Origin of the sequence: Streptomyces sp. NBC_00299 (genome assembly GCF_036173045.1) — a bacterium.
GTDB lineage: Bacteria > Actinomycetota > Actinomycetes > Streptomycetales > Streptomycetaceae > Streptomyces > Streptomyces machairae.
In genome coordinates this window covers 4,962,804-4,984,139 of sequence record NZ_CP108039.1, presented here as the reverse complement: position 1 = coordinate 4,984,139, position 21,336 = coordinate 4,962,804, and the positions used below count along the sequence as shown (strand labels likewise).

Annotated in this window: 22 protein-coding genes and 1 tRNA gene; 13 read left to right on the top strand and 10 right to left on the bottom strand. The window is 70.2% G+C overall.

Annotation, left to right across the window (positions count from 1 at the left end; genetic code table 11):
• Positions 1-10: 10 nt before the first annotated feature.
• Complete coding sequence (gene upp / locus OHT51_RS22020) at positions 11-646, bottom strand: uracil phosphoribosyltransferase (protein WP_328880640.1); 636 nt, start codon at positions 644-646, stop codon at positions 11-13.
• 138 nt (positions 647-784) lie between these two features.
• Between upp and OHT51_RS22015 the strand changes: the two genes are divergently transcribed.
• The 9 genes from OHT51_RS22015 (at position 785) to OHT51_RS21975 (ending at position 6,158) form a co-directional block, all read left to right on the top strand.
• Positions 785-970 (top strand): hypothetical protein, encoded by a 186-nt coding sequence (locus OHT51_RS22015; protein ID WP_328880639.1) that lies wholly within the window; start codon positions 785-787, stop codon positions 968-970.
• 315 nt (positions 971-1,285) lie between these two features.
• Complete coding sequence (locus OHT51_RS22010; RefSeq protein ID WP_328884398.1) at positions 1,286-1,816, top strand: tRNA adenosine deaminase-associated protein; 531 nt, start codon at positions 1,286-1,288, stop codon at positions 1,814-1,816.
• A 92-nt stretch (positions 1,817-1,908) separates the two neighbouring features.
• Positions 1,909-2,340 (top strand): tRNA adenosine(34) deaminase TadA, encoded by a 432-nt coding sequence (tadA, locus tag OHT51_RS22005; protein WP_328884397.1) that lies wholly within the window; start codon positions 1,909-1,911, stop codon positions 2,338-2,340.
• 59 nt (positions 2,341-2,399) lie between these two features.
• A tRNA-Ser gene (locus OHT51_RS22000) sits at positions 2,400-2,484 on the top strand.
• 162 nt (positions 2,485-2,646) lie between these two features.
• On the top strand, positions 2,647-2,826 hold the full coding sequence (locus OHT51_RS21995) for a hypothetical protein (protein WP_328880638.1): 180 nt from the start codon (positions 2,647-2,649) through the stop codon (positions 2,824-2,826).
• A gap of 21 nt (positions 2,827-2,847) precedes the next feature.
• Positions 2,848-3,141: a Dabb family protein gene (locus OHT51_RS21990; protein ID WP_328880637.1), complete on the top strand. Its 294-nt coding sequence runs from the start codon at positions 2,848-2,850 to the stop codon at positions 3,139-3,141.
• A 165-nt stretch (positions 3,142-3,306) separates the two neighbouring features.
• Positions 3,307-4,161, top strand: coding sequence for an RNA polymerase sigma factor SigF (locus tag OHT51_RS21985; protein WP_328880636.1), 855 nt, complete (start codon positions 3,307-3,309; stop codon positions 4,159-4,161).
• A gap of 268 nt (positions 4,162-4,429) precedes the next feature.
• Entirely contained in the window at positions 4,430-5,341 is a 912-nt protein-coding gene (locus tag OHT51_RS21980; protein ID WP_328426320.1) for an RNA polymerase sigma factor SigF, read from the top strand.
• A gap of 49 nt (positions 5,342-5,390) precedes the next feature.
• Positions 5,391-6,158 (top strand): hypothetical protein, encoded by a 768-nt coding sequence (locus OHT51_RS21975; RefSeq protein ID WP_328880635.1) that lies wholly within the window; start codon positions 5,391-5,393, stop codon positions 6,156-6,158.
• 22 nt (positions 6,159-6,180) lie between these two features.
• Here the strand turns inward: OHT51_RS21975 and OHT51_RS21970 are convergent, their stop codons facing one another.
• Positions 6,181-6,375 carry a hypothetical protein gene (locus OHT51_RS21970; protein ID WP_328880634.1) on the bottom strand — a complete coding sequence of 65 codons (195 nt, stop codon included), beginning with the start codon at positions 6,373-6,375 and terminating at the stop codon, positions 6,181-6,183.
• A gap of 205 nt (positions 6,376-6,580) precedes the next feature.
• On the opposite strand from OHT51_RS21970, the gene OHT51_RS21965 reads away from it, so the two are divergent.
• From OHT51_RS21965 to OHT51_RS21950, 4 genes are all read left to right on the top strand, one after another.
• Entirely contained in the window at positions 6,581-7,033 is a 453-nt protein-coding gene (locus OHT51_RS21965; protein WP_328880633.1) for a MarR family winged helix-turn-helix transcriptional regulator, read from the top strand.
• A 13-nt stretch (positions 7,034-7,046) separates the two neighbouring features.
• Entirely contained in the window at positions 7,047-9,581 is a 2,535-nt protein-coding gene (locus tag OHT51_RS21960; RefSeq protein ID WP_328880632.1) for an MFS transporter, read from the top strand.
• A gap of 162 nt (positions 9,582-9,743) precedes the next feature.
• Positions 9,744-10,568, top strand: a complete 825-nt coding sequence (locus OHT51_RS21955; RefSeq protein ID WP_328880631.1) for a YceI family protein — start codon at positions 9,744-9,746, stop codon at positions 10,566-10,568.
• A gap of 49 nt (positions 10,569-10,617) precedes the next feature.
• Positions 10,618-11,091, top strand: coding sequence for a PPOX class F420-dependent oxidoreductase (locus OHT51_RS21950; protein ID WP_328880630.1), 474 nt, complete (start codon positions 10,618-10,620; stop codon positions 11,089-11,091).
• Here the strand turns inward: OHT51_RS21950 and OHT51_RS21945 are convergent.
• The 8 genes from OHT51_RS21945 to OHT51_RS21910 form a co-directional block, all read right to left on the bottom strand.
• Positions 11,088-11,882, bottom strand: a complete 795-nt coding sequence (locus OHT51_RS21945) for a TetR/AcrR family transcriptional regulator (protein WP_328880629.1) — start codon at positions 11,880-11,882, stop codon at positions 11,088-11,090. The two genes, OHT51_RS21950 and OHT51_RS21945, sit on opposite strands and share 4 nt — an antisense overlap.
• A gap of 155 nt (positions 11,883-12,037) precedes the next feature.
• Positions 12,038-13,543, bottom strand: coding sequence for an MFS transporter (locus tag OHT51_RS21940; protein WP_328880628.1), 1,506 nt, complete (start codon positions 13,541-13,543; stop codon positions 12,038-12,040).
• 114 nt (positions 13,544-13,657) lie between these two features.
• The gene (locus OHT51_RS21935) at positions 13,658-15,919 is read right to left on the bottom strand and encodes an ArnT family glycosyltransferase (RefSeq protein WP_328880627.1); all 2,262 of its coding nucleotides are present in this window, start codon (positions 15,917-15,919) and stop codon (positions 13,658-13,660) included.
• Positions 15,916-17,445: a bifunctional glycosyltransferase family 2/GtrA family protein gene (locus OHT51_RS21930; RefSeq protein ID WP_328880626.1), complete on the bottom strand. Its 1,530-nt coding sequence runs from the start codon at positions 17,443-17,445 to the stop codon at positions 15,916-15,918. Before OHT51_RS21930 ends, OHT51_RS21935 begins: the two co-directional genes overlap by 4 nt.
• A gap of 14 nt (positions 17,446-17,459) precedes the next feature.
• The gene (locus tag OHT51_RS21925; protein ID WP_328880625.1) at positions 17,460-19,073 is read right to left on the bottom strand and encodes a sensor histidine kinase; all 1,614 of its coding nucleotides are present in this window, start codon (positions 19,071-19,073) and stop codon (positions 17,460-17,462) included.
• Positions 19,070-19,810, bottom strand: coding sequence for a response regulator transcription factor (locus OHT51_RS21920; protein ID WP_328880624.1), 741 nt, complete (start codon positions 19,808-19,810; stop codon positions 19,070-19,072). Before OHT51_RS21920 ends, OHT51_RS21925 begins: the two co-directional genes overlap by 4 nt.
• 78 nt (positions 19,811-19,888) lie before the next feature.
• Positions 19,889-20,242 carry an antibiotic biosynthesis monooxygenase family protein gene (locus OHT51_RS21915; protein WP_443052721.1) on the bottom strand — a complete coding sequence of 118 codons (354 nt, stop codon included), beginning with the start codon at positions 20,240-20,242 and terminating at the stop codon, positions 19,889-19,891.
• Positions 20,243-20,391: 149 nt separating this feature from the next.
• Positions 20,392-21,279: a DUF2797 domain-containing protein gene (locus OHT51_RS21910; protein WP_328880622.1), complete on the bottom strand. Its 888-nt coding sequence runs from the start codon at positions 21,277-21,279 to the stop codon at positions 20,392-20,394.
• Positions 21,280-21,336: the final 57 nt, after the last annotated feature.

Genomic DNA, 21,336 nt, shown 5'->3' with positions numbered 1-21,336 from the left:
CCCGGTAGGGCTACTCGGCGGCGCCGTACAGGCGGTCCCCCGCGTCCCCGAGCCCCGGCACGATGTACCCGTGCTCGTTGAGGTGGTCGTCGACGGCGGCCGTCACGACCGTCACCGGGGTGCCCGCCAGCTCGCGTTCCATGAGCTCGACGCCCTCGGGGGCGGCCAGCAGCACCACGGCCGTGACGTCGTCGGCGCCGCGCTTGATGAGCTCCTGGATCGCCGCGACCAGCGTGCCGCCGGTGGCGAGCATCGGGTCCAGGACGTAGACCTGACGGCCCGAGAGGTCCTCCGGCATGCGCGTGGCGTACGTGGAGGCCTGGAGCGTCTCCTCGTTGCGGATCATGCCCAGGAAGCCCACCTCGGCGGTCGGCAGCAGCCGGACCATGCCGTCCAGCATGCCGAGGCCGGCGCGCAGGATCGGCACCACGAGGGGGCGCGGGTAGGAGAGCTTGACGCCGGTGGTGTCGGTGACCGGGGTCGTGATGTCGACCGCTTCGGTGCGCACGTCCCGCGTGGCCTCGTAGGCGAGCAGGGTGACCAGTTCGTCGGCGAGCCGGCGGAAGGTCGCGGAGTCGGTGCGCTGGTCGCGCAGCGCGGTGAGCTTGTGGGCGACCAGGGGATGGTCGACGACGTGGAGACGCATGTCCACAACAGTAACCGGGCCCGGTATGCCGAGCGTCCTCACACGCAGCAACCCCAGGGCCATCACTTAACCCTTGCGCCGGCATCAAACCGCCCGTCGGAGGGAAAGTGGGAGGGACGTACCGGGGGTGGTGTGCCTATGCCTGACCGTGAGTCCCCGGCGGACACCGCGCAGGAGGAAGCCGACTCCGCGCGCCGTCGCCGCCGGGCACAGTTCCTGCGGGAGCTCGCCGAGGCCCGCGCGCTGCGGGACCGTGTCCAGCCACGCCGCGCCAAGGCGGCCCGGCTGCGCCACGCCATGCGCATGCGCACGTTCCGCTGGTAGGGCGAGGCACCCGGGAAGATCCGTACCCTTCGGGGGCGTTGAGGCGGTGGGCGTGCGTGGACACCTGGAAAAGCCGCGTACGATCCGCACGTGGCGGCAACGAGTGTGCTGGTGAGTCCTTCACGGACGTGCTCGCGGACCCCCTCGGGACGACGCGATCAAAACTGCCGGACACAGGGAGCCGAAGACGTCCCCTGAACGCATTGTTTCTGCCACGATTCCGAGTGGGTGGGCTCGGAGCACAGCTCTCCCCGCCCCCAACCTCCGCCGGGGGGACCCCCAACCGGCACGCCTATGACCAGTGGGAGAGTCACGGTGTACTTCGCCGCACTGCTCGCGCGCACCGAAGACGGGTGGGAAGCGAGCGACACAGAGCTCGACGATGTGGAGACCCTGTCGGATCTGGCCGAACTGGCCCGTGAAGCCTCGCCCGAGGACGACACGGTGCTGGTGCTCATCGAGCAGGAGGACGCCTGGTTCGGCGTCGTCCGCATCGACGGCGAGGACGACCCGCGTATCTACGTCTCGGACGCCGCCGCCGCTGCCCGCAGCAGCTACGGCGAGATCCTGCTCACCGACGAACTGCTCGGCAGGGAGCCCGGCGACGACAGCGCCGACCTGGACTCCCTCGACCTCGACGGCACGGAGGAGCCCGACGGCGACTCCGACGACGACGAGGAGGGCGGCGGCGCGGACGCCGTCCCGCACAGCCCCGTCGGCGACAGCGAGATCCTCGACGACCTCGGCGTCGGCATGAAGGAACTCAAGGCCCTGGACGCCGAGGACGCGCTGGGCGCGATCGCCGAGGCGCTGGGCGCCTCGGAGGTGCTGGAGACCGTCCGCTGACCTCGTTCGACCCGGGGTCGGCACCCGAGGGGCCCGAAGTGGATGAGGAATCCGAAGTGCCCGACCCCGTACGCGACCGCTGGCGGGCCGCGATGCGGCTCGCCCTGGACCAGGCCGAACGGGCCGTCCGGGGCGGGGACGTCCCCGTCGGCGCCGTCGTGCTGTCCGCCGACGGCACGACCGTGCTGGGCGTCGGCCACAACGAGCGCGAGGCGACCGGCGATCCGACCGCCCACGCGGAGGTCCTGGCGATCCGCAGGGCCGCCGCGCAGGTCGGCCGATGGCGGCTGTCCGACTGCACGCTCGTCGTCACGCTGGAGCCCTGCACGATGTGCGCGGGCGCCATCGTGCAGTCCCGGGTCGACCGGGTCGTCTACGGCGCCCGGGACGAGAAGGCCGGCGCGGCGGGCTCCCTGTGGGACGTCGTGCGCGACCGGCGGCTCAATCACCGGCCCGAGGTGATCGAGGGCGTGCTCGCCGAGGAGTGCGCCCGGCTGCTCACGGACTTCTTCCGGGATCGGTGATCCGAGCTCGGCGAATACCGATTTCAGAGCAGGCCGGGAGGTGCTGTAAGGTCTCCCTCGGTAGCGTGTCCGAGCGGCCGAAGGAGCTCGCCTCGAAAGCGAGTGTGGCGCAAGTCACCGAGGGTTCAAATCCCTCCGCTACCGCTGAAGAAGGGCCCCGTCGTCAGACGGGGCCCTTCGTGCTGTTGATCTCCCGAGAGGCGCGAAGGTTACACTCACCGCCGGCAACACGGGGCCCTTTCGGCTCTTTCGACACGTTCGGCGCAGCAGACACAGTCAGAAACAGCAGCCACAGGGGAGGCCGCGATGGCGGTGAATTCGAAGAAGGTCGCCGTCTATGTGGTCGTGGTCTTCGCGCTCTACGTGATCATCACGGACCCGGCCAAGGCCGCCGACTACGTGCAGATAGGGTTCGAGGGCATATCGGACGCCGCCCAGGCCATCGGCGACTTCATGACGTGGATCGCCAACGGTGGCGACAGCTAGGTCCTGCCGCAGGGAGTACTCATGATCCGCCACCTGGTCCTCTTCAAGCTCAACGAGGGCGTCGAGCGCGACGACCCGCGGGTCGTGGAGGGCGTCGAGGCCTTCCGCTCACTGGAGGGCAAGATCCCCGAGCTGCGGCACTGGGAGCTCGGCTGGAACTTCAGCGACCGCCCCATCGCCTACGACTTCGCCATCAACTCCGCCTTCGAGGACGCCGCCGCCCTGCGCACGTACGCGGAGCACCCCGAGCACCAGGCGGGCGTCACGCTGTGGCGGGAGTTCGCCACCTGGGTGATCGCCGACTACGAATTCTGAGCCACGGCCCCCCGGATCCTTCCGGAACCCCCGCAGCCCTCCGCCGGAACGGCGGGGGGCTTTCGCGTGTCTTGCGCAGCGTTCCATCCCCAACACGGGATTATGCGGTACTTGAACACAATGAACTGTCTTGTGATGCTATGACCGCTTTTGACGGATGAGTTGATGGATCACGAGGTGGAGTTGACCGTGCCGGCCAGTACTGCGCCTCAAGCCCCGACCCAGGAGGACACCCCCGCGTCCCCGCCGCCCCGCAGCCGCGGTGCCGACACCCGGGCGCTGACACAGGTGCTCTTCGGGGAGCTCAAGGACCTGAAGCCGGGCACGCCGGAGCACAACCGCGTGCGCGGGGCGCTCATCGAGGCCAACCTCCCGCTCGTGCGCTACGCGGCCGCCCGCTTCCGCTCCCGCAACGAGCCGATGGAGGACGTGATCCAGGTCGGCACGATCGGGCTCATCAACGCCATCGACCGCTTCGACCCGGAGCGGGGCGTGCAGTTCCCGACGTTCGCCATGCCGACCGTCGTCGGCGAGATCAAGCGGTACTTCCGGGACAACGTCCGCACGGTCCACGTACCGCGCCGGCTGCACGAGCTGTGGGTCCAGGTCAACAGCGCGACCGAGGACCTCACCACCAGCTTCGGGCGCACCCCCACCACCTCCGAGATCGCCGAGCGGCTGCGCATCACGGAGGACGAGGTGCTGTCCTGCATCGAGGCCGGACGCTCGTACCACGCCACCTCGCTGGAGGCCGCGCAGGAGGGCGACGGGCTGCCCGGACTGCTGGACCGCCTCGGCTACGAGGACCCGGCCCTGGACGGCGTGGAGCACCGGGACCTGGTGCGGCACCTGCTGGTCCAACTCCCCGAACGCGAACAGCGAATCCTTCTTCTGCGGTACTACAGCAACCTCACCCAGTCGCAAATCAGTGCGGAACTCGGGGTCTCCCAGATGCACGTTTCGAGGCTACTCGCGCGTAGCTTCCAGCGACTGCGTTCGGCGAACCGGATCGACGCGTAACCGCAAGCAGGATCGAGTAGTCACCGTCGCGAGCGAATCGCTCACCAGGGCGGATCCCGACAGTTGTCCGTTGAAAAACCGTCAGACCCCGTTTATCCAGGGCGGATTCAAGCCTCACATGTCGACATGTCTCTACAGCGTGTTGCCGACATGTGACATTCTTCGGGAAGCGCGTTTGCCGTGGCTTCGGCTCCGGTATTCAGGTGAAGGCTGGCGTTCCTCGTTCGGAGCGTTCGCCACGACCGTCCCGCGACCCAAAGGGGGTGGCATGTCCGCAGACCAGGGCAGCTCGAAGGTGCTCACGCTCACAAAGAGCGAGTCCGCGCCCGACGCCGTTCTCGACGACGTCACGGCTCTGGAGGCCGTCCCGGCCCAGGCCCTCCCGGCAACCGATGTCCCGGCCGTCCCGGCCTCGGGTGACATCGACACCCGCACCCTGTCCCGCTCCCTGTTCCTGCGGCTCGCCGCACTGGACGAGCACAGCCCCGAACGCGCGTACGTCCGGGACACGCTGATCGAACTCAACCTCCCGCTGGTGCGCTACGCGGCCGCCCGCTTCCGCTCGCGCAACGAGCCGATGGAGGACATCGTCCAGGTCGGCACCATCGGCCTGATCAAGGCGATCGACCGCTTCGACTGCGAACGCGGGGTGGAGTTCCCGACCTTCGCGATGCCGACGGTGGTCGGCGAGATCAAGCGGTTCTTCCGCGACACCTCGTGGTCGGTGCGCGTGCCGCGCCGGCTCCAGGAGCTGCGCCTCGCCCTCACCAAGGCCAGCGACGAGCTCTCCCAGAAGCTGGACCGCTCCCCGACGGTGACCGAACTCGCCGCCGTGCTGGGCGTGTCCGAGGAGGACGTCGTCGACGGCCTCGCGGTCGGCAACGCGTACACCGCCTCCTCGCTGGACTCCCCGGCCCCGGAGGACGACGGCGGCGAGGGCTCCCTGGCCGACCGGCTCGGGTACGAGGACACCGCCCTCGAGGGCGTCGAGTACCGCGAGTCCCTCAAGCCACTGCTGGCCAAACTCCCGCCCCGCGAGCGCCGGATCATCATGCTCCGCTTCTTCGCGAACATGACCCAGTCGCAGATCGGCGAGGAGGTCGGCATCTCCCAGATGCACGTCTCCCGGCTGCTGACCCGGACCCTGGCGCAGCTGCGCGAAGGCCTCATCTCCGACTGACTCCTGCTCCCCCCTTCATATTTGACGGAGCGTCAGTCACCATGGCCCGATGCTTCGCCGGATATGGACGACCTCGACACCTGGCCGTCGGCGCACCGTGATCGGTGCTTCGGCGGCCGTCGTCTGCCTGGGCGGGGCGCTGGCCGCGTGCGGGGGCGGCGGAGACGGTGACGGGTATGTCGCGACGGGCGCGGCGGGCGGCCCGCCCCGCATCTCCGGTACGGCTGCCGCGCCGACGGGCGAGGTGACGCTGGTGCCGCTCGACGGGCCGAAGGGCGGCGCGGGCGGCGAGGGTGGCGACAACAGTGGTGGCGGCGGTGAGAGCGGCCGTAACTCCCCTGGCCAGGGCGGGAGTCAGGAGCCGACACCTGCCCTGGAAGCAGAGCGCGAAGGGACGGCGAGTCCCGGCAGTCCCCCGAACGAATCCCCCGGCCGTGCGGTCACGCCGGCCGACCCGGCCGCCCCGCCCGGCAGTTCACCCGCACCCTCGACGCCCGCGACCACTCCCTCGCCCGCGAAGCTGACCGTGAGCGACCCCGTACGGGAGCCCGCGGACAAACGCTGGTGCGAGAAGGTGACGCTCGACTTCCGCAACTCGGGCGGCACGGCCGTGCGTTCGGGCACCGTCACCTTCGGTACCCACATCATCGGCGCGCTCGGCATCGACTGGGCGACGATCGAGTCGTCGGAGGAAATCCCGGCGCCGATCAAGGCCGGCGCGCACAAGGAGAAGAGCTGGACGGTGTGCGTCGAGTCCTGGCGGGTGCCGCTCGGCATGCACATCGAGACGCAGGACGTCTCCGTCCAGTGGGACTAGGTCTGTCGCAGGGCCCGTAGGTCTACTTGAGTGCCAGCCAGGCGACCGCCGCGACGATCACCACGGCGGCGATCACGCCGACGATCAGGCCGATGCGGGGACCGCTCGAAGCCGCCTGCTGCCGACCGCCCTGCGGGCCCTCGTCGACGAACGCGCGGAACATCTGGGTGTTGCCTGCGGGGTCGTGGTTGCCCTGGGGGCCCTGGGTGTTAGCCATGGCCTGAGACCCTAGCGAATCCGCGCGTTCGGCCCAAGTGGGGGCTGCCGCCCTGCACAGGGGGTCACAGGACCCACCCGACCTGCACATTTACGGTCGCAATACTTGCCTTTGCCAAGTTTTTGCGGCCAGCCACCTCACTTTGTTTGCCTGTAGCAACCAACGGCTTCTATGGTTGCCCTAAGCAACAAATGACGGAGGTGTGATGGCCGAGCAGGCGCAGTACGAGGAGCTGGTCCGTCAGTTCAGCGCCTTCGGCGCCGTGAAGCGGGAGATGGGGCGGGTCCTGCCGTCCGACTGTCCCGCCGGTTCCGCCGCCGTCCTGACCTTGCTGAACCGCCACGGCGACATGCGCATGAGCAGGCTCGCGGAGTTGCTGGCCGTGGACATGTCGGTCACCAGTCGCCATGTCGCCCACATCGTGGAGCGCGGCTGGATCGAACGGTCCGCCGACCCGGCGGACAAGCGTTCACGCATCCTGCGCCTGACGCCCGAGGGCCTGGCACAGGTGGACCGGCTTTCGCGGTGCACCACGCAGATGCTCGCCGAGCGCCTGAGCGACTGGACCGATGACGAGGTCGCCCAGCTCACCCGGCTCATGGCGCGGCTGAGGACGTCCTTCGACGAGTCCCCCCGTACACCCGCGATCACCCAGTAGGAAAAGGAATTTCATGGCAACGACCACACCAGCCGGTGTGCGGGCGCACGCCAAGCACTCAGCAGGTGCCTCCGCCGACGGCGCCCCGATGTCGCACCGGCAGATCATGGAGGCACTGACCGGGCTGCTGCTCGGCATGTTCGTCGCGATCCTGTCGTCGACGATCGTCTCCAACGCCCTGCCCGACATCATCAAGGACCTCGGCGGCGGCCAGAGCGCCTACACCTGGGTGGTCACCGCGTCGCTGCTGGCGATGACCGCGTCCACCCCGCTGTGGGGCAAGCTCGCCGACCTCTTCTCCAAGAAGCTCCTCATACAGCTGGCCCTCGTGATCTTCGTGGCCGGCTCCGCGCTGGCCGGTCTGTCGCAGAACCCGGCCATGCTCATCACGTTCCGCGCGGTGCAGGGCATCGGCATGGGCGGTCTGTCCTCGCTGGCCCAGATCATCCTGGCCGCGATGATCTCCCCGCGTGAGCGCGGCCGGTACAACGGCTACCTCGGCGCCACCTTCGCGACCGCGATGGTCGGCGGCCCGCTGATCGGCGGTGTCATCACCGACACCGACTGGCTCGGCTGGCGCTGGTGCTTCTACGTCGGCGTGCCCTTCGCCGTCGTCGCCCTGATCGTGCTGCAGCGCACCCTGCACCTCCCGGTCGTCCGCCGGAAGGTCAAGGTCGACTGGGCCGGCGCCTTCTTCATCACCGCCGCGGTCTGCCTGCTGCTGGTCTGGGTGACCTTCGCCGGTGACAAGTACGACTGGCTGTCCTGGCAGACCTACGCGATGACGGGCGGCGCGCTCGCGCTGCTGCTGATCTTCGTCCTCGTCGAGTCCAAGGCGAGCGAGCCGATCGTCCCGCTGCGCCTGTTCCGCAACCGCACCATCACGCTCGCCTCGCTGGCGTCCCTCTTCGTCGGCATCGCGATGTTCGCGGGCACGATCTTCTTCAGCCAGTACTTCCAGCTGGCCCGCAACGAGTCGCCGACCATGTCCGGTGTCCTGACGATCCCGATGATCGTCGGCCTGTTCGTCTCGTCGACCGTCTCCGGCCAGGTCATCACCCGCACCGGCCGCTGGAAGGCGTGGCTGCTCGCCGGCGGTGTGCTGGTGACGGCGGGCCTCGGCCTGCTGGGCACGATCCGCTACGACACCGAGTACTGGCACGTCGCGATCTTCATGGCCCTGCTGGGTCTCGGCGTCGGCATGATGATGCAGAACCTGGTCCTGGCGACCCAGAACCAGGTGGCCCCGAGCGACCTGGGCGTCGCCAGCTCGGTCGTGAACTTCTTCCGCTCCCTCGGCGGCGCCATGGGCGTCTCGGCCCTCGGCGCGGTCCTCAGCCACCGCATCACCCACTACGCCGAGGAGGGCATGACCAAGCTCGGCGTCCAGGGCGGCTCGTCCGGCCACGGCGAGATCCCCGACCTCGACGCGCTGCCGGGGCCGGTGCGCACGGTCATCGAGAGCGCGTACGGCCACGGCGTCGCGGACGTCTTCCTGTACGCCGCGCCGATCGCCTTCCTCGCCCTCCTGTTCGCCCTGTTCATCAAGGAGGTTCCGTTGAAGACCAAGGGCGCCCTGGCCCAGGCCGCCGAGGCCGCCGAGCCCGCGACGCCGGAGCCCCTCGAGGCCGCCGCGCCGGCCGCCGCGCAGGAGCGGGTCCCGAGCTGGGCCTCCGCCTCCTCCTCCGCCTCGTTGGACACGGAGGCCGCTCCCGACGGCACCCAGAAGCTCGCCGCCGTCGCCACGGTGGCGCGTGCCGAGGAGACCGGCGGTGCGTCGTCCGGCGGCGTCCCGGTCCGCGGCTTCGTGCGGGGCGCGGAGAGCGCGCCGGTGCCGCAGGCCGCCGTCACGCTGATCTCACTGGCCGGGCGCCAGCTGGGCCGCTCGGTGGCACAGGGCGACGGCTCGTACGCGGTCGACGCGCCCGGCGCGGGCTCGTACGTCCTGATCGCCTCCGCCGACGGCTTCCAGCCGCAGGCCTCCACGATCGTCGTGGGCGGCGACGACCCGGTGGCGTACGACATCCTGCTCAGCGGCACCAGCGGCGTGACCGGCGTGGTCCGGGCCGCGGGGAGCGCACTGGCCGTCAAGGACGCGATGGTGATCGTCACCGACGTGCGCGGCGATCTGCTGGCCACGGCGGCCACCGGCGAGCAGGGCGAGTTCAGCTTCGCCGAGCTGGTCCCGGGTGCCGTGACCGTCGCGGTGAACGCCGCCGGATACCGGCCGCGCGCCCTGCCCGTCGAGATCGGCGGCACCGGGGTCACCCGGGTCGAGGTCGACCTGGAGGCAGGTGCCCAGGTCCAGGGCGTCGTACGGGCGCCGCACGGTCCGCTGGCCGACGCGCGCGTCACGCTGGTGGACGCCGCGGGCAACGTCGTGGGCAGTGCCACCACCGGGCCGGACGGGGCGTACGCCTTCACCGACCTGGACGGCGGCGAGTACACGGTCATCGCGACGGGCTACCCGCCGGTGGCGACGGCCCTGACGGTCACCGGCCGCGGAGCCGACGACCACGACATCGAACTCGCCCACCCCGGCGAGTAGTCGAATGGCCCGGTCGTCAATCTCCCGTCGTCCGCCCGAACGGCAGGCGGGAGATTGGCGACCGGGCCATGCCCCGGCCCGTGGCGGGCGGCGCGCTCTGAGCGGAGGTGCGCCGCCGCCGCGGGCCGGATTCTTTTGGGACTTTCTGAGGGAGTACGTGAGATGGGACTGACCGCGAGGATCCGTACCCGGGACGGTTGGGCCGTGTCGCACGCGGTCGTCACGGTGACGGACATGACCGGAACGCAGGTGCTGCGGGCGGAGGCGGACGCGGAGGGGGCCGTACGGGACGCGAATCCGCTGCCTGCGGGGGCGTACACCGTCATCGTCACCGCCGTCGGCTACGCCCCCGCCGCCGCGAGCGCGATCGTCACCGCGAGCGGCCGGGCCGAGGTCGGCACGGTGACGCTGGCCCGGCAGGGCGGCACGGAACTGCCGCCGCCCGGGCCGTGGACGGTCGACCCGGCCCACTCCAGCGTGGCCGCCGTCGCCCAGCACCTCGGGATCTCCAGCGTGCACGGGCGGTTCACGGAGTTCGGGGGCTCGATCGAGATCGCGCCGGACGATGTGACCAAGTCGCGGGTCGAGGCGGTGATCCGGGCCGACTCGATCGACACGGGGAACGGCATGCGGGACGGGCACCTGAAGTCACCGGACTTCCTGGATGTGGAGAAGTTCCCCGAGATCACGTATCGCTCCACGGGGGTCACGGCTGCCGCGGGCACCGACCGCTGGACGGTGCACGGCGAGCTCACCATGCACGGTGTCGTACGGCCGGTGGACCTGGACCTCGCCTACCTCGGCACGGGCGCCGACCCCTGGGGCGGCACACGGGCGGCGTTCCGGGCGACGACCGAACTGCACCGGGACGACTTCGCCATGAACTACAACCAGGTCGTGCAGGCGGGGATCGCGGCCATCGGTACGACGCTCAAGGTCGAGCTGGACATCCAGGCGGTCCAGGGGGAATCCCTGCCGCAAGGGTAGGCACGCCAGGGTCAGGCTGAGAGGGCCGGCCGGCCTCTACGCTGACCCCATGGCACCGAACATCGCGACCAACACGCGCGTTTCGCTCGAAGAGCTGCTCGACTTCGTACGGCCCCGTCACCGCGCCATCCTGCTGACCCGGCGGGCCGACGGCAGCGCGCAGGCCTCGCCGCTGACCTGCGGGGTGGACGACTCGGGGCGGATCGTGGTGTCCACGTACCCCGAGCGGGCCAAGACGCGCAACGCCAAGCGGGACCAGCGGGTCAGCCTGCTCGTGCTGAGCGACGACTGGAACGGGCCGTGGGTGCAGATCGACGGTTCCGCCGAGGTCATCGACTCGCCGGAGTCGGTGGAGCCGCTCGTCGAGTACTACCGCAACATCGCCGGGGAGCATCCGGACTGGGACGAGTACCGGGCGGCGATGCTGAAGCAGGGGAAGTCGATCATTCGGGTCACGCCGGAGAAGTGGGGGCCGGTGGCGACGGGTGGGTTTCCTGCGCGGCTCGTTGAGGGCGGCGCCTAAGGGGCAGGGGGCTGGGAGTTAGGGGGCTGTGGGGCGCTTCGCGCCACCATGGCCTCGATGCCCGCCACCAGTAGGTCCAGGGCGAAGCCGAAGTCCCGCTCCCACATCTCCTGCACCGTGTCGCCGCCCCGCGCCTCCATGAGTTCCGCGGACTCCTGGACGATGTCGGCGGCCTCCGGGGCCTGGGTGACCGTGCTCATGGCGTGCTGGAAGTAGTCGTCGGGGGTCATGCCGAACGCGGCGCTGCGGGCGATGAAATGGCCCTCGATCGTGCCGAAGCCGTACACGAACTGGAAGACGGCGGAGATGGCCGCGACCAGGCCGTGTGCCGGGAGGCCGGTCTTGCGGATGATCCGCTGGACCAGGCGGGAGAAGGCGAGGCTGTTCGGGCCGATGTTGACGTACGTGCCGATCAGCGGCGACAGCCACGGGTGCCGGACCAGCAGGCCGCGATACTCGCGGGCCAGCGCGCGCAGTTGGTCGCGCCAGTCCTCGTCGGTCTCCGGGTCGGGCAGGGTCAGCTCACCGAACGCGGCGTCCAGGGCGAGTTCGAGGAGGTCGTCCTTGGTGTCGACGTACCAGTACACGGACATCGCGGTCACGTTCAGCTCGGCGGCCAGGCGTCGCATGGAGAACTTGGCCAGCCCGTCCGCGTCCAGCAGCCGTATGGTCACCTCGGTGATCCGGTCGCGGTCGAGGCCGGAGGGCTGCCCGCCGCCCCGTCCGCCACGACGTTCCTTGCCCTCGAGCCAGACGCTGGTCCGCGCGGACTGCCCGGCTGCCCTCACCATGGCGCACCTTCCTCGACTCCGTCACTGATCAAGATGCTAGGCGGCAACGCCCCCATAGGGGCGCGGGGCTGTGTCGATTCGCGGCTCCGCCGCGTGGGCGCGATCAGCCACAACGAACCGGCAGTCGCGCCCCACAGCCCCTGCGTCCCGAGCTCTCAGGCGAACTCTGCCCGCTCAGCACGCCGAAGCAACGCCCACGCGACCAACCCTCCGAGCAGCACAGCCGCCGCCCCCACCAACAGACTGCTCTCCAGACCGGACGAGAACGCGTCCAGAATCCGCCCCTTCTCGGCCTCGCCGTCCGCCATGGACAGCGCCGCCGGCAGGGACGTCGCCGCCACCGGAATCAGCGCCGCGAACCGCGAGTTGAGCAGCGCCCCCAGTACGGCGACCCCCAACCCGGTGCCGAACTCCGCCACCGTCCCGTTGATCCCGCCGCCGACTCCGGCCTTCTCCGGCGGAATCGCGCTCATGATGGCGTGTGACATCGCCGGACTGGCGACCGCGGCACCGGTGCCGATGAGGACCAGCCCCAGCAGCGTGCCGGCGTAGCCGCCGGAGGCCATCGTGGCGATGGAGGCCAGGCCGGCCGCCATGACCGCCATGCCGAGCCCGATGGCGAGCGGGTTACCCAGTCGGGCCGACCACTTCGCCGCCACGCCGGTGAAGTTCAGCGCCACGATCATCAGGGCGAGCGGGGCTGTGCGCAGCCCGGCCTCCAGTGGCTCGTAGCCGAGCACGAACTGCATGTGCTGGGTGAGCAGGAAGAGCGACCCGCCCATGCCGAACGTGATCAGGATTCCGCCCGAGACCGCCCCTGTGAACTGCCGGTTCCGGAAGAAGTGCATGTCGATCATGGGGTACGGAATCCGGCTCTCCCAGTACGCGAAGGCGACCAGCACGACGACGGCCACGGCCGCCGTCATCAGGACGCGGCCCGACGCCCAGCCGTGTTCGGGCCCGGAGATGATCGCGAACACCAGGGAGGCCATGCCGATCGTGGAGAGCACGGCGCCGAGCAGGTCGGGGCGGTCTCCCTGCGGGTTCTTCGACTCCGGGACCAGCATCACGACGGCCACGAGGGCGAGCACCGCCACTGGGATGTTGATCAGGAAGATCGCGCCCCACCAGAAGTGGTTCAGCATGAAGCCGCCGAGCAGCGGCCCCGCCGCGAAGCCCAGCGAGTTCACCGCGGCCCAGATGCCGATCGCCTTCGGCTGTTCCTCCGGCGTGAAGATCTGTATGGCCACGGCCAGGACGGTGGTCATCAGCAGGGCGCCACCGACGCCCATCCCGGCGCGGGCCGCGATCAGCTGGCCCGTGGAGTCGGCGAGGCCGGCCACGAGCGAGCCCACCCCGAACAGGGCCAGGCCCGCGGCCAGCATCTTCTTGCGGCCGTAGCGGTCGGCGGCGCTGCCTGCCGTCAGCAGCAGACCCGACTGAACTAGCGAATAGGCGTTGATCATCCACTGGATGTCGGAGGTGGCCGCGTCCAGTTCGCGGGTGAGCGAGGGGATGGCCACGTTCAGGACGGTGTTGTCGAGCACCACGGTGAGCACCGCGACGCACAGGACACCGAGGATCAGCCACCGCTGCGGGTGGCCGCCCGGCGCTGCGGGCTGTGGCTCGGCCGGGGCCTGTTCCTGGGGGGACGTCGTCATGCTGTACACCGTAGAACAGATCCCATACACCGTACAACGCGAATTTCCGCCGCCCCGGAACGCCGGAAGGGCGTACGGCCTCGGCGGCCGTACGCCCTTGCACTACGAGAACCGTCAGCTGCCGGTCTGCTGCGTCAGGTCGTAGAACGTCGACGAGCCGGCCGTCACCTGCTTGAAGTTGGCCTCGACCCACTCGGTGATCTGTGAGGACGTGCCGCTGCTGCTGCCGCCCATGCCGCCGCCGGAGCCGCTGGAGATGAAGTAGTGGATCTTTCCTTCGGTCACGTACTTCTTGAACTCCGCCAGCGTCGGGGACGGGTCGGTGCCGTTGAAGCCGCCGATCGCCATGACCGGGTCGCCGGTGGAGAGCTGGTAGCTCGCGGCGTTCTGGGCGCCGATGGCCGCGGCCACCCAGGTGTAGTCGCTCGCGTTCTTCTCCAGCAGGTCCTTGGCCTCGTCGCTGACGCTGGCCCCGTTGAGCAGGCCGCCCACGCCGCCACCGCCGCCCATACGACCGCCTTCACCCATCTGGCCGCCGCCCTGCTGGTTCTGACCCTGAGTGTTGCCATTGCCGTTCGGCCGGCCCTGGCCCGGCATACCGCCGCCCGGGAAGCCGTTGCCGTTCTGCTGGTTCTGACCGCCCTGCTGCCCCTGCCCCTGACCTTGGCCTTGGCCCTGCTGACCCTGCTGGTTCTGGCCGGGCATGCCGCCACCGCCGGGGCCGCCGCCCATGCCGCCACCGCCGGGGCCACCGCCACGGCCGCCCGAGACAGCGGGCCCCGCCGTGACGATCGAGCCGGTGTGGCCCTCGGTCACCGTGGTGAGGGTGTACGCGGTCGGACCGGCCAGCGCCGCGACGAGGCCCAACCCGATGACTCCCATGGCGAGTTGACGTCCGACCTTCGAGGCGAAGACCAGGCCCAGCGCCGCGGCCAGACCGCCGACCAGCACGACCCACTTCAGCCAGGGCAGATAGTCGGAGGAGCGGTTGAGCAGGACGTAGCCCCAGACCGCGGTGGCCGTCATCGCGGCGGCCAGGGTCAGCGACGCCCACGCCTTGTCGCGCTTCTCCCAGAGCAGCGCCGCTCCCATGCCGATCAGCGGGGCGACGTAGGGGGCGAGGGCCACCGTGTAGTACTCGTGGAAGATGCCCTGCATGTAGCTGAAGACCAGCATGGTCGTGATCAGTGCGCCGCCCCAGACCAGGAACGACCCGCGCGTCACCGACGTACGGCGTGCCATGGGGGTCCCCCCGCTTGAGCGCATTCGAGAGTGGGGGAGCGTGGCCACCAGGCCCGCGATCAGCAGGATCAGCGCGGCCGGGATCAGCCAGGAGATCTGCCCGCCGATGCTGGAGCTGAACAGGCGGTCCCAGCCGGTCTCGCCCCAGTTGCCGCCGCCGTTGCCGCCGCCACCGCCCCCGCCGACGCTGCCGGTCTCGTCGCCGTTGAGCCGGCCGAGGCCGTTGTAGCCGAAGGTCAGTTCAAGGAAGGAGTTGTTCTGCGAGCCGCCGATGTAGGGGCGGGAGGACGCGGGCCACAGTTCGACGATCGCGACCCACCAGCCGCCGGAGACGACGATCGCGGCGAGGCCCGCGGCGAGCTGACCGACCCGCTTCTTCACCGACACCGGCGCGCAGACCGCGTACACGAGCGCGAGCGGCGGCAGGATCAGGAAGGCCTGCAGGGTCTTGGCGAGGAACGCGAAACCGATCGCGACGCCCGCCCACACCAGCCACTTGGTACGGCCGTCCTCCAGGCCCCGGATGACGAAGTAGCAGGCCACGGCCATCAGCAGGGCCAGCATCGCGTCCGGGTTGTTGAACCGGAACATCAGCGCCGCGACGGGTGTGAGCGCCAGCACCGCGCCCGAGATCAGGCCGGCCGCGGGGCTGAACCGGCGGCGCACGGCCGCGTACACCACGGCCACCGTGCCGACGCCCATCAGGACTTCAGGGAGCAGGATCGCCCAGGAGTGGAGGCCGAAGAGGCGGACCGACAGGGCCATCGGCCACAGGGAGGCCGGGGGCTTGTCGACGGTGATGGCGTTGGCCGCGTCCAGCGAGCCGAAGAAGAACGCCTTCCAGGACTGGCTGCCGGCCTGGACGGCCGCCGAGTAGAAGGAGTTGGCGTAGCCGGAGGCACTCAGGTTGTAGAGGTAGAGGACGAGGGTGGCGAGGAGGAGGCCCAGGAAGGCCGGGCGGGCCCAGCGCGGGTCCTCGGGACGCCCGCGCCACAGCCGTCGTACGAAGGGTTGCTTGGGTTCACCGGCCTCGGGCGCCGGTGCGGCTGACGGGGGCGGCGGGGGAGGGCCCCACGTGGCGGGGTCCGCGTCTCTGCCGTGGTCGTAGGTCTGCTGGTCGTAGTGAACGGTCATCGCAGGTCCCTGGAGTCGGTGTCGTGCGGGCGCACCGGCTGCAACTGCATGGTGGCGTCCCGCCAGCTGCCGTCCGCGGCTTCACCGGCGCGGAACTGAGTGGTGTCGAACGGGTGGTGGGGAGCGCTCCGGGTGACCGGGCGCTGCGGGAGCGGGCCGTGGTGGCCAGGCTGCGCCATGGAGCCGGCGCCCACCGTGGAGTAGGTCGGGGAGGACGGGGTGTGGGCCGAGGTGTGGGCCGGGGTGTGGCCCGGGCTGTACGGGGCGCCCACCGTCGCGTCGGCGTCGCGTCGGTCCGGGAACACCCACGCCCTGAAGAGCAGGAAGCGCAGCACGGTCGCCGCGAGGTTGGCGGCGATCAGGACGGCGAGTTCGGTCGAGTGGCCGGGGTCGCTGCTGGCCGCGTTCAGGGCGGCCAGCGAACCGCTGGTCAGGGCGAGTCCGATCCCGAAGACGACCAGGCCCTGCGCCTGATGCCGGACGGCACCGCCCCGGCCGCGCACCCCGAAGGTGAGGCGCCGGTTGGCCGCCGTGTTGGCGATCGCGGAGACCAGCAGGGCGAGCGCGTTGGCGATCTGCGAGCCGGTGAAGACGCGGAAGCCGCTGTAGAGGAGGAGGTAGAAGAGGGTGGACAGGCCGCCGACGACACAGAAGCCGACGAGCTGACGGGCCAGGCCCTTGGGTACGTCCTCGATCTCGCGGTCGCGCGGGTCGTCGCCGAAGGGACGGGTGAGCCGGTCCAGCGACAGCGAGCCGGTCGCCAGGGCCCTGCCCACCCGCCACACGCCCTTGAGGTCGTCGGTCGCCGTCTTCACGATGTGCACCGTCGAGTTGGGGTCGTCGACCCAGTCGACCGGCACCTCGTGGATCCGCAGGCCCGCGCGCTCGGCGAGCACCAGCATCTCGGTGTCGAAGAACCAGCCGGTGTCCTCGATCAGTGGCAGCAGCACCTGGGCGACATCGCGGCGTATCGCCTTGAAGCCGCACTGCGCGTCCGAGAAACGGGCCTGGAGCGAGCCGCGCAGGATGAGGTTGTACGTGCGGCTGATGAACTCCCGCTTGGCGCCGCGCACCACGCGTGAGCTCCGGCTGAGCCGGGAGCCGATCGCCAGATCCGAGTGACCGGAGATCAGCGGCGCCACCAGCGGGAGCAGGGCGTTGAGGTCGGTGGACAGGTCCACGTCCATGTAGGCGAGGATCGGGGCCTCCGAGGCCGACCAGACGGTCCGCAGCGCCCGGCCGCGGCCCTTCTGCTCCAGCCGGAAGGCCTTGACCTCCGGGATCTCCGCCTCCAGCCGCCGGGACACCTCGGGGGTGGTGTCCGTCGACGCGTTGTCCGCGATCGTGATGCGGAACGCGTACGGGAAGGTGCGCTTGAGGTGATCATGCAGTCTCAGCACACACGGCTGGAGGTCCTTCTCCTCGTTGTAGACGGGGATCACTACGTCCAGAACAGGCGTACCGGCGTCGCCGGCCGGGAGGTGCTCCCGCGCCGGCAGGGTGCCGGGAGAAGAGTCGGTTCGCATGACACCGACTTTTGTCAGGCGCCCTGTTGCGCCCATGTGGTGGCACTGTGCTGTGCCTGTGAGTGCTGTTGCCAGCTCATTTCGGGGCTCGGCGGCGTGCGGAGCGCGGGCAGATGCACCGTGAAGACGGTCCGCCCGGGCACGCTGTCGACGGTCACGGCGCCGCCGTGCGCGGTCGCCACGGCCTGCACGATCGCGAGGCCCAGGCCCGTCGAGCCGGTGGCACGGGAGCGCGCGGAGTCACCGCGCGCGAACCTCTCGAAGACGTGCGGGAGCAGATCGGACGGGATGCCCTGGCCGTTGTCCTCGACGTCCACGCACAGCCACGGGCCGCGTCGCTGCACACGGGCGGTGACGGTCGTACCCGGTGGGGTGTGGTTGCGGGCGTTGCCCAGCAGATTGACGAGGACCTGTTGCAGCCGCGCCGCGTCCGCCGACACGAGCGCGGGCTCGTCGGGCAGGTCGAGGCGCCAGTTGTGGTCCATGCCGGCCGCGCGGGCGTCGCTGATGGTGTCCACGACGAGCGGGATGAGGTCGGTCTGCTCGAACTGCAGGGGCCGTCCTGCGTCCAGCCGGGCGAGCAGGAGGAGATCCTCGACGAGGAGGGTCATGCGCCCGGCCTCGGACTCGATACGGCCGAGCGCGTGCCGGGTGTCGGGGCCGACCTCCTCTCTGCCGCGTCTGGTCAGCTCGGCGTACCCGCGGATGGAGGCGAGCGGCGTCCTCAGCTCATGGCTGGCGTCGGCCACGAACTGCCGCACCCGCATCTCGCTCTGCTGGCGGGAGTGCAGGGCACCGTGGACGTGGTCCAGCATCCGGTTGAGCGCGGCCCCGACCTGGCCGACCTCGGTGTGCGGGTCGGTCTCGGTCTCGGGGACGCGTTCGCTGAGGTTGACCTCGCCGGTGTGGAGGGGGAGTTCGGAGACGCGGGTGGCCGTGACGGCGACCCTGCGCAGGGGGCGGGTGGCCACGCCGACGATCACCGTGCCGGCGATACCGGCCGCGACCAGGGCGGCGGCGGTGACGCTGGCTTCGATGAGGATGAGGGTGTTGAGGGTGTTGTCGACGTCGGTGGTCGGGATGGCGACGTAGAAGGTGCCGTTGGGGCCGGTGGCGTACTGGACGCGGTACGCGCCGTAGCCGGGGATGTCGACGGTGTGCTTCTCGGTGTCCTGGGCAACGGAACCGATCGCCTGCGTCGCGGCCTCGCTGAGCGACTCGGGCTTCATCTGGGGGACGCCGTTGTCGTCCGTGGTCTTCTTGCCGATCTGGGCTTCGGTGACGGAGCCGTTCTGGACCTTCGCCGCGATGGTGCCGCTCGGCTGCGGTCCCTTGGCGACGAATTCCTCGAGGACGACCGCCTTGGGTTTCCTCTCCTGGTCGGGCGCCTCGGTGTCCTTGGGCTGGCCCGGAGGCCTGAACGAACCCGATGCCCGCGCCGCGACCTCGTTGAGCTGACCGTCGAGCTGTTCGTACAGGTGCGAGCGCAGAGCGAGCGTCGTCACGGTGCCGATCACCGCACACACCACGGCGATCAGCACCACGGAAGCGACGACGAGCCGCGTCCGCAGGGTGCGCGGCTGGCCCGCCCGTCTCTTCTGCGTACGCGGTCGTCGTCGCCCGCTCATGACACCGCGGGCTTGATCAGATAACCGGCACCGCGCCGGGTGTGGATCATCGGCTCCCGACCGGCGTCGATCTTCCGGCGCAGGTAGGAGATGTACAGCTCGACGACATTGGCCTGTCCACCGAAGTCGTACGACCACACGCGGTCGAGTATCTGGGCCTTGCTGAGCACGCGCCGCGGGTTGCGCATGAGGAAGCGCAGCAACTCGAACTCGGTGGCGGTGAGGTGGATGTTCTCCCCGCCCCGCGACACCTCGTGGCTGTCCTCGTCGAGCGTCAGGTCGCCGACGACGAGCACGGAGTCCGACCGCCGGTCGGCGGCGCCGGAACGCCGGATGAGCCCGCGCAGCCGGGCGACGACCTCCTCCAGACTGAAGGGCTTGGTGACGTAGTCGTCGCCACCGGCGGTGAGCCCGGCGATACGGTCCTCCACGGCGTCCTTGGCCGTCAGGAACAGCACCGGCACGTCCGGCAACTCGCGCCGCAGCCTGCCGAGAACGGTCAGCCCGTCCATGTCCGGCAGCATCATGTCCAGGACGACGGCGTCGGGCCGGAAGTCACGCGCGGTCTGGATGGCACCGGTGCCATCCCCCGCACTCCGGATCTGCCAGCCCTCGTAACGCAGGGCCATGGACAGGAGTTCGGTGATCGACATCTCGTCGTCCACCACAAGCACTCGGACGGGGCTCCCGTCCGGCCTCAGCAGTTCGGTGCGCCCCTGGGGCGAGGTCGTGGTCATAGCGGACACCATGTCGGGGTCCTCTGAGAACACGCTTTCTGAAACCTGTGATTTTCCTGAGAAACGCACAGGAGGCTCTCAGGGAGCCCCTGGGAACTCCTTGGCCGACGGCGAGTTCGGGCCCCCGCCGACGCGCTCGAACGCGGTGCTCCGCTCGACCTGGGCGATGTGAACGACGTACCGCTCGTACCAGTGCTCACGACCGTACGCCTTGGCCGCACGGTGCTCCGCGTCGGTCCGCCACTGCTCGATGCCGGCGAGGTCCCGGAAGTAGGCGACGGTGACGGACAGGCCGCCCGGCGTGTGTGCCGAGTCCTCGCCGAGGAACCCGGGGACCTCCTTCACCAGCTCTCCCATGCGCTCGGCGGTCGCGTGGTATCCGGCATCCGTCTCGGTACGCACCGACCTGAACACGACGGCGTAGTAAGGGATTTCATGGGCTGCGACAGGTGCTGTGGTGATCGCTCATGTCAGTCACCATCGGTCCCGGCGCCGCACGTCGTCCAGGCTCCTTACCGAAAGGGATCCGGACGGGATCCAACTCTTTGCCAAAGCCGACCCCTTCCAGCGCGGGGACGCCGTCAGAACAACCCGTCCTGCACGCTCGCCTCCCGCTCCCTGAACTCCCTTACCGGCATGGTCAGTTCTCCGCCTACCCCATCTCCGGCCGTCGGCACCAGCTCCCACCCCGTCATCAACCGCGTGTCGACCACGACCACCCCACCGCCCGTCTCCACATGCAGATCCGGCCCCGCAGCCGCCACCAGCCGCCCGCTCACCGCCCCGCCCGCGACCAGCTCGGTCACCACCCCGGCGGCGGGCAGCAGATCCGTGAGCCCGAACACCCCGGCGTGGTCGACCGGTTGGCAGGGCTCGCGGGTGAGTGACTCCGGCCAGGCGGGAAGGGCAACGGCCCGGGCGTGCAGGTCCGCCACCTCGGCGGCCCGCTCCGCCGCCGACGTCGGCAGCGCGGACCGCACCGCCCGCTTGTCGGCGTACGGAATCCGGTCCGGCACCCGCAGGGCCGCCCGCAGCAGTTCCTCCGTGCGCCGTGCCGCCATCAGCGGGCCCGCGCCCAACCAGCTGAAGCAGACCGCCCCCTGTTCCAGCAGCCGGGCCGAGCCTCGCTCAAGGGCCGTGATGCCGACCTTGGTCATCCCGGGGCCGAACCAGGCCAGATATACGTGGTACGGGCGTGGGTCGTCCGCGATCGTGTCCGCGGCCACCGAGTGCGCCCGGTCCAGCCGCGCGCACTCCTCGCACCGCGCCCCCGTGCTCCGCCCCGGCACGACCGCCCGCACCGGACACGCATGCCCCCGCGCTCCCACGCATGTCCGCACTCCCCCTTCCGCGACCCCGAAGGCCACCCGTTTCCCCCAGGTCAGCGCCGAGCGCCGACCACCGTCCCACGCCAGCTCAGGGCCGTCCGCCGGCCAACGCAGCCCCTTGCATCTCCATGCCTGTGCCATCGCTCTTCGAGAGTAGAGGGAGGCACTGACAACGGCCGTTCAGCGACCCATCACCCC

What these genes read in the sequence shown, in the direction of transcription:
- upp (WP_328880640.1), bottom strand. Translation starts at nt 646, where the DNA reads ATGCGTCTCCACGTCGTCGACCATCCCCTGGTCGCCCACAAGCTCACC.
- OHT51_RS22015 (WP_328880639.1), top strand. Translation starts at nt 785, where the DNA reads ATGCCTGACCGTGAGTCCCCGGCGGACACCGCGCAGGAGGAAGCCGAC.
- tadA (WP_328884397.1), top strand. Translation starts at nt 1,909, where the DNA reads ATGCGGCTCGCCCTGGACCAGGCCGAACGGGCCGTCCGGGGCGGGGAC.
- OHT51_RS21995 (WP_328880638.1), top strand. Translation starts at nt 2,647, where the DNA reads ATGGCGGTGAATTCGAAGAAGGTCGCCGTCTATGTGGTCGTGGTCTTC.
- OHT51_RS21990 (WP_328880637.1), top strand. Translation starts at nt 2,848, where the DNA reads ATGATCCGCCACCTGGTCCTCTTCAAGCTCAACGAGGGCGTCGAGCGC.
- OHT51_RS21985 (WP_328880636.1), top strand. Translation starts at nt 3,307, where the DNA reads ATGGATCACGAGGTGGAGTTGACCGTGCCGGCCAGTACTGCGCCTCAA.
- OHT51_RS21980 (WP_328426320.1), top strand. Translation starts at nt 4,430, where the DNA reads ATGTCCGCAGACCAGGGCAGCTCGAAGGTGCTCACGCTCACAAAGAGC.
- OHT51_RS21975 (WP_328880635.1), top strand. Translation starts at nt 5,391, where the DNA reads ATGCTTCGCCGGATATGGACGACCTCGACACCTGGCCGTCGGCGCACC.
- OHT51_RS21970 (WP_328880634.1), bottom strand. Translation starts at nt 6,375, where the DNA reads ATGGCTAACACCCAGGGCCCCCAGGGCAACCACGACCCCGCAGGCAAC.
- OHT51_RS21965 (WP_328880633.1), top strand. Translation starts at nt 6,581, where the DNA reads ATGGCCGAGCAGGCGCAGTACGAGGAGCTGGTCCGTCAGTTCAGCGCC.
- OHT51_RS21960 (WP_328880632.1), top strand. Translation starts at nt 7,047, where the DNA reads ATGGCAACGACCACACCAGCCGGTGTGCGGGCGCACGCCAAGCACTCA.
- OHT51_RS21955 (WP_328880631.1), top strand. Translation starts at nt 9,744, where the DNA reads ATGGGACTGACCGCGAGGATCCGTACCCGGGACGGTTGGGCCGTGTCG.
- OHT51_RS21950 (WP_328880630.1), top strand. Translation starts at nt 10,618, where the DNA reads ATGGCACCGAACATCGCGACCAACACGCGCGTTTCGCTCGAAGAGCTG.
- OHT51_RS21945 (WP_328880629.1), bottom strand. Translation starts at nt 11,882, where the DNA reads ATGGTGAGGGCAGCCGGGCAGTCCGCGCGGACCAGCGTCTGGCTCGAG.
- OHT51_RS21940 (WP_328880628.1), bottom strand. Translation starts at nt 13,543, where the DNA reads ATGACGACGTCCCCCCAGGAACAGGCCCCGGCCGAGCCACAGCCCGCA.
- OHT51_RS21935 (WP_328880627.1), bottom strand. Translation starts at nt 15,919, where the DNA reads ATGACCGTTCACTACGACCAGCAGACCTACGACCACGGCAGAGACGCG.
- OHT51_RS21930 (WP_328880626.1), bottom strand. Translation starts at nt 17,445, where the DNA reads ATGCGAACCGACTCTTCTCCCGGCACCCTGCCGGCGCGGGAGCACCTC.
- OHT51_RS21925 (WP_328880625.1), bottom strand. Translation starts at nt 19,073, where the DNA reads ATGAGCGGGCGACGACGACCGCGTACGCAGAAGAGACGGGCGGGCCAG.
- OHT51_RS21920 (WP_328880624.1), bottom strand. Translation starts at nt 19,810, where the DNA reads ATGACCACGACCTCGCCCCAGGGGCGCACCGAACTGCTGAGGCCGGAC.
- OHT51_RS21910 (WP_328880622.1), bottom strand. Translation starts at nt 21,279, where the DNA reads ATGGCACAGGCATGGAGATGCAAGGGGCTGCGTTGGCCGGCGGACGGC.